The sequence below is a fragment of the Streptomyces sp. NRRL F-5650 genome (assembly GCF_000721365.1).
Classification (GTDB): domain Bacteria; phylum Actinomycetota; class Actinomycetes; order Streptomycetales; family Streptomycetaceae; genus Streptomyces; species Streptomyces ardesiacus.
Genome location: NZ_JOGV01000018.1, coordinates 96408 through 106430, shown reverse-complemented (window position 1 = coordinate 106430; position 10023 = coordinate 96408). Strand labels below are relative to the sequence as shown.

The 10023-nt window shown below is 73.2% G+C and carries 6 protein-coding genes and 1 pseudogene; 5 read left to right on the top strand and 2 right to left on the bottom strand.

Going from position 1 to position 10023, the window contains the following annotated elements; all coding sequences use genetic code 11:
* Positions 1 to 408: pseudogene (locus IG88_RS0118755) on the bottom strand (hydrogenase expression protein); the annotation flags it as partial.
* A gap of 296 nt (positions 409 to 704) precedes the next feature.
* On the opposite strand from IG88_RS0118755, the gene IG88_RS0118750 reads away from it, so the two are divergent.
* A complete protein-coding gene (locus IG88_RS0118750) occupies positions 705 to 4619 on the top strand; it encodes a glycoside hydrolase family 2 TIM barrel-domain containing protein (RefSeq protein WP_031042175.1) in 3915 nt (1304 codons plus the stop codon).
* A 40-nt stretch (positions 4620 to 4659) separates the two neighbouring features.
* Positions 4660 to 5547, top strand: coding sequence for a DUF72 domain-containing protein (locus IG88_RS0118745; RefSeq protein ID WP_031042170.1), 888 nt, complete (start codon positions 4660 to 4662; stop codon positions 5545 to 5547).
* Here the strand turns inward: IG88_RS0118745 and IG88_RS0118740 are convergent.
* Positions 5528 to 5887: an ArsR/SmtB family transcription factor gene (locus tag IG88_RS0118740; RefSeq protein ID WP_031042167.1), complete on the bottom strand. Its 360-nt coding sequence runs from the start codon at positions 5885 to 5887 to the stop codon at positions 5528 to 5530. The genes IG88_RS0118745 and IG88_RS0118740 overlap by 20 nt on opposite strands.
* A gap of 67 nt (positions 5888 to 5954) precedes the next feature.
* On the opposite strand from IG88_RS0118740, the gene IG88_RS0118735 reads away from it, so the two are divergent.
* The 3 genes from IG88_RS0118735 to IG88_RS0118725 all read left to right on the top strand — a co-directional run bounded on the left by IG88_RS0118735 (position 5955) and on the right by IG88_RS0118725 (position 9942).
* Complete coding sequence (locus IG88_RS0118735; RefSeq protein WP_031042164.1) at positions 5955 to 7856, top strand: heavy metal translocating P-type ATPase; 1902 nt, start codon at positions 5955 to 5957, stop codon at positions 7854 to 7856.
* Between the two features lie 79 nt (positions 7857 to 7935).
* On the top strand, positions 7936 to 9420 hold the full coding sequence (locus tag IG88_RS0118730; RefSeq protein WP_031042161.1) for an AlkA N-terminal domain-containing protein: 1485 nt from the start codon (positions 7936 to 7938) through the stop codon (positions 9418 to 9420).
* Positions 9421 to 9447: 27 nt separating this feature from the next.
* A complete protein-coding gene (locus tag IG88_RS0118725; RefSeq protein WP_031042159.1) occupies positions 9448 to 9942 on the top strand; it encodes a methylated-DNA--[protein]-cysteine S-methyltransferase in 495 nt (164 codons plus the stop codon).
* The last annotated feature ends 81 nt before the right edge of the window (positions 9943 to 10023 follow it).

The window sequence follows — 10023 nt, the reverse complement described above, 5'->3', positions numbered from 1 at the left end:
CAGGTTGTCCACCGCCAGCCGCGGACGCCCCCGGAACCGCCCCTTCACCGTCGGCGGCACCAACTCCGCCCGCACCTCGGTGAACGCCGTGATCGTGAGGTTCCCCTCCGGCACCGTCACAGCGTCCGGATGCTCCGTCGGCGTGATCCGCACCGCGTACGGATTCGGCCCCGCCACCGCGTCCGGCGTACGCGGCGGCGCGAAGGTCAGCTCCACGGTGCCGGTCGTCCCCGGATACAGGCGCAAGCTCTGCGGCTCGACCGTCGTCCAGGGGGCGACGTCCCCGACGGGCTCGAAGCGGTACTCGTCCACCACGTCACCGGTGTTGCGCACCCGCAGCCGTACGCGCGTACTGCTGCCGGGGTCCACGGTCGCGGACGCGGGCTCCAGGGAAGTCCACAGGTTCACGCCAGGACTTTACGTGGTGATCGAGCGGCCGTCAGGAGCTTCGGGGGCAGCCCCGGTTGCCCCAAGGGTCCGCGTTCCCTGACCGCTCGTGCGGCGGCCCCTCCCTCCATCAGGAACAAACAAACTCCGACGGGATAATTGATTAGGTTCTGTTCGAGTCCTAGGGTGACCCTGATTCAGTAGTCACCGCGTCACCGGCAGTTGGGATCCATCGGCAGTTGTCACCCGCCCGCCGTCAACTGCCGTCGAAGCACCGTGCGTTGAGCCGCCCCCGAAGCCCACGGAAGGCCACGGTCATGCCGCACTCTCCCGCGTTCCCCGCCCCGTCCCCGGCCCGTCCGCCCCGCCGGATCGTCAGCCGCCGCCGTCTCCTGGAGGGCGGAGCCGCCGTCCTCGGCGCACTCGCCCTCTCCGCGTCGCCCGTCGCCGCGCACGCGGCCGGACGCAGAGCCGCCGCCGACGAGACCCCGGAGTGGAACGACTTCGGTGTCTTCCGGCTCGGCACCCAGCCGCCGCACGCCACGCTCACCCCGTACGCGGACGTGAAGCAGGCCCTCGCCGGCGACCGCGCCGGCTCGCCCTACCGGCTGAGCCTGGACGGCACCTGGAAGTTCGCCTACGCCGACCGCCCCGAGGACCGGGACGCCGACTTCCACCGCACCGACGTGGACGACGGGGACTGGGAGACCATCCCGGTCCCGTCCGTGTGGCAGATGCACGGCCACGACTTCCCCATCTACCTGAACATCACCTACCCGTACTGGGGCCCCAACGGCCTCGGCGAGGAACCGCAGCCGCCCGCCGCACCGACCCGCTACAACCCGGTCGGCCAGTACCGGCGCACCTTCACCGTCCCCCGCGACTGGACGGGCCGCCGCACCTTCCTGCACTTCGAGGGCGTCAAGTCCGCGCACTACGTCTGGATCAACGGCGAACTGGTCGGCTACGACGAGGACTCCTACACCCCGTCCGAGTACGACGTCACCGACCACCTCAAGCCCGGCACCAACCAGATCGCCGTGGAGGTCTACCGCTACTCCGACGGCGACTGGATGGAGGACCAGGACATGATCCGGCTGAGCGGCATCTTCCGCTCGGTCCACCTCTACTCCACCCCGGCCGTCCACCTGCGCGACTTCAAGCTGGACACCCCGCTCGACGACACCTACACCCGCGCCGAGCTGGCCGTCACCGCGAGCGTGCGGGCGTACGGCGAGGGCGGCACCGGCCGCTACACCGTCGAGACCCAGCTCTACGACGCGCGCGGCCACGCCGTCTGGTCCCGGCCGCTGGAGCAGCCCGTCGACGTCGGTACCGCCCGCGCGGGCGAGGACGTCACCGTACGGGCCGCCAAGGCCGTACCGAAACCCGCGCTCTGGTCGGCCGAGCACCCGAACCTCTACACGGCCGTCCTGCGCCTGCGCGACCCCGCGGGCAAGGTGACCGAGACCCTGTCCCACCGGGTCGGTTTCCGCGAGTTCGCGCTCAAGGACGGCCTGATGCGCATCAACGGCCAACCGGTGTCCTTCCGCGGCACCAACCGCCACGAGATGCACCCCGCCCGCGGCACCGCGCTCACCCGCGAGGACATGGTCGAGGACATCAGGATCATCAAGCGGATGAACATGAACAGCGTCCGCACCTCGCACTACCCCAACAACCCGTACTGGCTGGAACTGGCCGACGAGTACGGCCTGTACCTCGTCGACGAGACCAACCTGGAGACGCACGGCATCCGCGGCGAGTACCCCGGCGACCACCCCGACTGGACCGCCGCCTGCGTGGCCCGCGCCCAGAACATGGTGCACCGCGACAAGAACCACGCCTCGGTCGTCATCTGGTCGCTGGGCAACGAGGCGGGCGGCGGCTCCACCTTCACCGCCATGCACGACTGGATCCGCTCCTACGACGACACCCGCGTCATCCAGTACGAGGGCGACGACCGCCCCGGCATCAGCGACATCCGCTCGGAGATGTACGACAGTCCGCAGCGCGTCGAGCAGCGTGCCCAGGACACCTCCGACACCCGGCCGTACGTCATGATCGAGTACGCCCACTCGATGGGGAACTCGACCGGCAACTTCAAGAAGTACTGGGACATCGTGCGCCGGTACGACGTGCTCCAGGGCGGCTGGATCTGGGACTTCGTCGACCAGTCCCTCCACACGCCAGTCCCGGCCCGCACCCTGCTCACCGAGACCGGGCCCGCCGGGCTGCGCGGCGAGATCCTCGCCACCCGCGGCACCCTCGACCGCGCCAAGGGCCTGTCCGGCATCACCGTCTTCGAGCGCCACGACAGCCTCGACCTCACCGGGTCACTGACCCTGGAGGCGTGGGTCACCCCGCACGTGACGGGCTACCACCAGCCGATCCTGGCCAAGGGCGACACCCAGTACGCGCTGAAGCAGAACGGCCGGACCCTGGAGTTCTTCATCCACTCCCAGGGCCAGTGGATCACCGCGAACTGGACCGTGCCCGACGACTGGACGGGCCGCGAGCACCACCTCGCGGGCGTCTTCGACGCGGACGCCGGGACCCTGACCCTGTACGTCGACGGCGTCGAGCGCGCCACCCGCACCACCGACCGGCGCCCCAGCAGCAACACCGCACCCCTCGCGCTCGCCACCGACGCCGACAACCAGGTACGGGAGTTCAGCGGCACCGTCCGCCGCGCCCGCGTCTACGCCCGCGCCCTCACCGCCGCCGAACTCGCCTCCGAGGGCCGCGCTCCGGGCGACGAGGGCGTGCGGTTCTGGTTCGACGCGGCCACCGTGAAGACGCAGACGAAGCGGCCCCGGGACAAGACGTTCCTCGCCTACGGCGGCGACTGGGGCGACAACCCCAACGACGGCGCCTTCGTCGCGGACGGCATCGTCACCGCCGAGCGCCGCCACACGGGCAAGGCCGCCGAGGTCAAGCGCGTCTACCAGGCGGTCAACGCCGCCCGCACCCCCGGCGGCGGCCCCGGCGCGGTCACCCTCACCAACGAGTACCTGTTCACCTCGCTGCGCGAGTTCGACGGCCGCTGGGAACTGGTCGCCGACGGCGAGGTCGTACGGCGGGGGAAGCTGACCCGGGACCAACTGGACGTGGGGCCGCGGTCCGAGAAGGACATCACCCTCCCCGTCGAGCTGCCGCGCGACCCGGCTCCCGGCACCGAGTACTTCCTCCAGCTCTCCTTCACCACCAAGGAGTCCACTCCCTGGGCCAAGGCGGGCTTCGAAGTGGCCCGGCAGCAGCTCCCCGTCGGGACCGGCGTCCCCGCCCCGGCCGCCGCCCGCCTGGAGAGCGTCCCGGCCCTGCGCCACCAGGACCGCGACAAGGACGTCCGGGTCACCGGCAAGGACTTCTCGGTCACCGTCGACAAGCGCACCGGCACGATCACCTCCTACGAGGCGAAGGGCACCGCCCTGATCACCTCCGGGCCCGTGCCCAACTTCTGGCGGGCGCCCACCGACAACGACAAGGGCAACGGCCAGCACACCCGCAACGAGACCTGGCGCGACGCCGGCGCCCGCCGCAGGGTCACCGGCGTGACCGTGCGCGCCCTCGGTGACCGGGCCGTCGAGATCAAGGTCACCGGCACCCTGCCGACCTCGGTGGAGTCCGCGTACGGCACCACCTACACGGTGTTCGGCAACGGCGAGATCAAGGTCGACAACACCCTGCACCCGGGGGCCGCGAACCTGCCGTACCTCCCCGAGGTCGGCACCCTGCTCCTCCTGCCGAGCCGCCTGGACCGCGTGCACTGGTACGGCCGCGGCCCCGAGGAGAACCACTGGGACCGCAACGACGGCACGGACGTCGGCCTGTACTCCGGGACCGTCGCCGAACAGTGGACGCCGTACATCCGCCCGCAGGAGAACGGCAACAAGACCGACGTCCGCTGGATCGCCCTCACCGACCGCCACGGATCCGGCCTGCTCGCGTCCGGCGAGCCCCTGCTGGAGGCCAACGCCTCGTACTTCACCCCGGAGGACCTGTCGGCCGGCGTCCGGCACGACTACCAGCTCACGCCCAGGAACGAGGTCGTGCTGCGGCTGAACCACCGTCAGATGGGTGTCGGCGGCGACAACAGCTGGGGTGCGCACACGCACGACGAGTTCAAGCTCTTCGCCGACCGGGACTACGCGTACACCTACCGGCTGCGCCCGCTCACCGACGTCCGTGACGCCATGCGTGCCTCGCGGCGGCGTACGGCGACGGAGTAACCGGGGATGAACACGGGGGTCCGGGGTACTCCGGGCCCCCATGGGTGAGGTTCTGGTCGGCGCCTGTTCGTGGACGGACCGGCAGCTCCTGGCGAGCGGCTGGTACCCGCGCGGGCGCCGGGACGCGGAGGGGCGGCTGCGGCACTACGCCTCGCGGCTGCCCGTGGTCGAAGTGGACGCCGGGTACTACGCGTTGCCGAGCCGGCGCAACAGCGAACTGTGGGTGGAGCGCACGCCGGACGGCTTCCGCTTCGACGTCAAGGCGTTCTCGCTGCTGACCGGCCACCCCACGCGCCCGGAGGCCCTCCCCGCGGACCTGCGGGGCGCCGGACACGGGTGGACCGGACGGTCCGGGCGGGGAGAGGCGGGCGACGGGCTGCTGGACGAGGTGTGGGGCAGGTTCGCCGAGGGGATCGAGCCGCTGCTCGGGGCCGGACGGCTGGGCGCCGTGCTCTTCCAGTTCCCGCCGTGGTTCGCGCCCGGTACGCGGGCCGAGGAGACGCTCGACGCGTGCGCCCGGCGCACGCGGGGCTGGCCGCTCGCGGTCGAGTTCCGGCACCCGGGCTGGTGGGAGGCGGGGCAGGCGGAGATCACCCACGACCTGCTCGCCGCCCTGGGGGCCTCGGCCGTCGGCACCGACATGGCGCAGGGCCTGCCCGGCTCGCTGCCGCCCGTCGCGCCGGTCACCCGGCCCGGCCTCGCCGTCGTCCGCTTCCACGGGCGCAGCCGTGCGTGGGGGAGGGGCGGCAAGGAGGACCGCTTCCGCCACGACTACGACGTGAGCGAACTGGCCGCCGCCGTGCCCCGCCTGCGGCGCGCGGCACGCCGGTCGCGGGAACTGCACGTGCTGTTCAACAACTGCTGCGCCGACGCCGCGGTACGCGCCGCCGAGACCATGCGGCGGCTGCTCACTCCGCCGCGTCGCTGATCCCCAGTCGCAGGTGCTCCACGTGGTACACGGCCTGGTCGAGCAGCCCGGCGACATGGTCGTCGTGCAACGCGTACACCACCGAACGGCCCCGGCGCTCGCCGACCACCAGACCGAGGTTGCGCAGCAGCCGTAGCTGGTGCGAGCAGGCCGACTGCTCCATGCCGACCTCCGCCGCCAACTCGGTCGCGGGCAACGGCCCTTCGCGCAGGCGGGCGAGGATCAGCAGGCGGGAGGGGGTGGACAGGGCCTGGAGCGTCGTGGCGACCTTGGCGACGTTGTCCGCGTCCAGGCGCACGCGTGCGGCAGCGTCCTGTGCGGTGGTGGCTCCGTGACCCATGCGCTCATCCTACCCGTCGCTCATGAACACATGAACGAGTCTTCATCTGTTCCTGTATGGTGGCCGTGTGTCCACCACCCTCGCCCCCGCTGCGCAGACCTCGCCCGCCCTGCCGGTGCCGCCCCGCCGCCGCACCCGCGTCCTGTCCCTGCCCGAGGCCCGCTGGGCGCTCGTGTCGCTCCTCGCGTTCCTCGTGGCCCTGCCCTTCGACCTGGGCGGCGCGCCCGCCTGGATGTACGGCCCGCTCTACGCGCTCGCCTACGCCGCCGGCGGCTGGGAGCCCGCCCTCGAGGGCCTGCGGGCGCTGCGCGAGAAGACCCTGGACGTCGACCTGCTGATGATCGTGGCGGCCCTCGGCGCCGCCGCCATCGGACAGTTCCTCGACGGCGCCCTGCTGATCGTCATCTTCGCCACCTCCGGCGCCCTGGAAGCCCTGGCCACCGCCCGCACCGCCGACTCCGTACGCGGCCTGCTCGACCTCGCGCCCACCACCGCGACCCGCGTGCGCGACGGAGGCGAGGAGACCGTCCCGACCGCCGACCTCGCCGTCGGCGACCTGGTCCTGGTCCGGCCGGGGGAGCGGATCGGCGCCGACGGCACGGTCGTCGAGGGCACCGGAGAGGTCGACCAGGCCACCATCACCGGCGAGCCCCTGCCCGTCCTCAAGCGCCCCGGCGACGACGTCTTCGCCGGCACCCTCAACGGCACCGGCGCCCTGCGCCTGCGGGTCGGGCGCGACCCGGCCGACTCGGTCATCGCCCGGATCGTCACCCTGGTCGAGGAGGCGTCCCGCACCAAGGCCCCGACCCAGCTCTTCATCGAGAAGATCGAGCAGCGGTACTCGGTCGGCGTGGTCGTCGCCACCCTCGCGGTCTTCGGCGTCCCGCTCGCCTTCGGCGCCGGCCTCACCGACGCCCTGCTGCGCGCCATGACCTTCATGATCGTCGCCTCGCCGTGCGCGGTCGTCCTCGCGACCATGCCGCCGCTGCTCTCGGCCATCGCCAACGCCGGCCGGCACGGCGTGCTGGTCAAGTCGGCGGTCGCCATGGAACGCCTCGGGGAGATCGACTCCGCCGCTCTCGACAAGACCGGCACCCTGACCGAGGGCACCCCCGAGGTGACCGCCGTACGCCCCTCGGCCGGATCCGGCATGGACGAGGACGCGCTGCTCGCCCTCGCCGCCGCGGCCGAGGATCCCAGCGAGCACCCGCTGGCCCGTGCCGTCGTGGCCGCCGCCCGCGCCCGGGGGCTGCGCATCGCGCCCGCGGACGACTTCACGGCGGCTCCCGGCCGCGGGGTGACGGCCGTGATCGACGGCAGCACCGTGCGGGTCGGCCGCGCGGACGCCCCCGAGGGCGCCGAGACCACCGTCCGCGTGACCCGTGACGGCACCCTCGTGGGCACCCTCGCCCTCACCGACCGCCTCCGCGCCGACGCGCCCACGGCCACCGCCCGGCTCACCGCCCTCACCGGCACCGCCCCCACCCTGCTCACCGGCGACCACGCGGCCGCCGCCGCCCGCGTGGCCGACGCGACCGGCATCACCGACGTCCGCGCCGGCCTGCTGCCCGAGGACAAGGTCGAGGCCGTACGGGAGCAGGAACGGGCCGGCCGCAAGGTGCTCTTCGTCGGCGACGGCGTCAACGACGCCCCCGCGCTGGCCGCCGCGCACGCCGGGGTCGCCATGGGCCGGGCCGGTTCCGACCTGGCCCTGGAGAGCGCCGACGCGGTGGTCGTGCGCGACGAACTGGCGGCCGTACCCGCAGTCGTGGACCTCTCCCGGCGGGCCCGCCGACTGGTCGTCCAGAACCTGGCCGTCGCCGGGGTCTTCATCACCGTCCTCGTCCTGTGGGACCTCCTCGGCCACCTCCCGCTGCCGCTCGGCGTCGCGGGCCACGAGGGCTCGACCGTGCTGGTCGGTCTGAACGGCCTGCGGCTGCTGCGCGAGTCGGCATGGCGCCCGGAGTGATCCGCGGGACCCCAGCACGGAGCACGTCCATGTCGGATTCCCGCCAGCCCCGGCCCGTGCGGTGGACCATCCTGGACGCATGCAGACGGGAATGCACACCGACACCGAGCGCTGCGTGCGCGCCGTCCGGTCGAAGGACGCGCGGTTCGACGGCTGGTTCTTCACGGCCGTCCTGACGACCCGCATCTACTGCCGGCCGAGCTGCCCGGTGGTGCCGCCCAAGCCCGGGAACATGACCTTCTACCCGAGCGCGGCGGCCTGCCAGCAGGCCGGGTTCCGGGCGTGCAAGCGCTGCCGCCCGGACAGCAGCCCCGGCTCGCCCGAGTGGAACCGGCGCGCCGACCTCACCGCCCGCGCCATGCGTCTGATCGCCGACGGCGTCGTGGACCGCGAGGGCGTGCCCGGCCTCGCCGCCCGCCTCGGCTACAGCACCCGCCAGGTCGAACGCCAGCTCCTGGCCGAACTGGGCGCGGGCCCCCTCGCGCTCGCCCGGGCCCAGCGTGCCCAGACCGCCCGGCTGCTGATCGAGACCACCCCGCTGCCCATGGCGGACGTCGCCTTCGCCGCCGGTTTCTCCTCGATCCGCACCTTCAACGACACGGTCCGCGAGGTCTACGCCCTCTCCCCGAGCGAACTGCGCACCCGCGCTCCCGGCAACCGCCCGGCCCCCACCGCCCCCGGCGCCCTGTCCCTGCGCCTCCCCTTCCGCGCCCCGCTCAACCCCGACAACCTCTTCGGCCACCTCGCCGCCACCGCCGTACCCGGCGTGGAGGAGTGGCGGGACGGCGCGTACCGGCGCACCCTGCGCCTCCCCTACGGCCACGGCATCGTGGCCCTCACCCCGAACCCCGACCACATCGCCTGCCGTCTCACCCTCAGCGACCTGCGGGACCTGACCGTCGCCATCAGCCGCTGCCGGCGCCTGCTCGACCTGGACGCCGACCCGACGGCGATCGACGGCCAACTGCGCGCCGACCCGCTGCTCGCACCGCTCGTCGACAAGGCCCCCGGCCGACGGGTGCCCCGCACCGTGGACGAGGCGGAGTTCGCCGTACGGGCCGTGCTCGGCCAGCAGGTCTCCACCGCCGCCGCCCGCACCCACGCCGCCCGTCTGGTCACCGCGCACGGCGACCCCGTGGACGATCCCGAGGGCGGCCTCACCCACCTCTTCCCGTCGACCGAGGCGCTGGCGGCGGTGGACCCGGAGACCCTGGCGATGCCCAGGACCCGCCGCACCACCCTCACCACCCTCGTCGCCCACCTGGCCGACGGCTCCGTCAACCCGGGCGTCGAGAGCGACTGGGCCGAGACCCGCGCCCGGCTCCTGGCCCTCCCCGGCTTCGGCCCCTGGACCGCCGACGTCATCGCCATGCGCGCCCTCGGCGACCCCGACGCCTTCCTCCCCACCGACCTCGGCGTCCGCCGCGCCGCCGCCGGACTGGGCCTGCCCTCCACCCCGGCCGCGCTCACCGCCCGCGCGGCGGCCTGGCGGCCCTGGCGGGCGTACGCCGTCCAGTACCTGTGGGCGACCGACGACCACCCCATCAACTTCCTGCCCGTGTGAGCCCGTTCGAGGAGCCGGAGCAAACCCGTGAAACAGCACACCGTGATCGACAGCCCCTACGGCGCACTCACCCTCGTCGCCGAGGACGGCACCCTGTGCGGCCTCTACATGACCGACCAGCGCCACCGTCCGCCGGAGGAGACCTTCGGCGCCCGCGACGCCCGCCCCTTCGCCGAGGCCGAGGAACAACTGGAGGCGTACTTCACCGGCGGACTGAAGGACTTCACCCTCGGCCTGCGGCTGAACGGCACCCCGTTCCAGCGCACGGTCTGGGCACAGCTCCGGAAGATCCCCTACGGCGAGACCCGCACCTACGGCGAACTCGCCGCCGCCCTCGGCAACCCGGCCGCCTCCCGCGCGGTGGGCCTCGCCAACGGCCGCAACCCGGTCGGCATCATCGTCCCCTGCCACCGCGTCGTCGGCGCGAGCGGAGACCTCACCGGCTACGGCGGCGGCCTGGAACGCAAGCGGCGGCTGCTGGACTTCGAACGGGGCGGTGCGGGGCCCGACGCCCTGTTCTGAGGTCTTCCGGCCCTCCCGGCCCTCCCTGCGTACCAGGGCTCCGGCTCCGAGGCATGCCGACTGCGGGCGACCGTGCCGCCC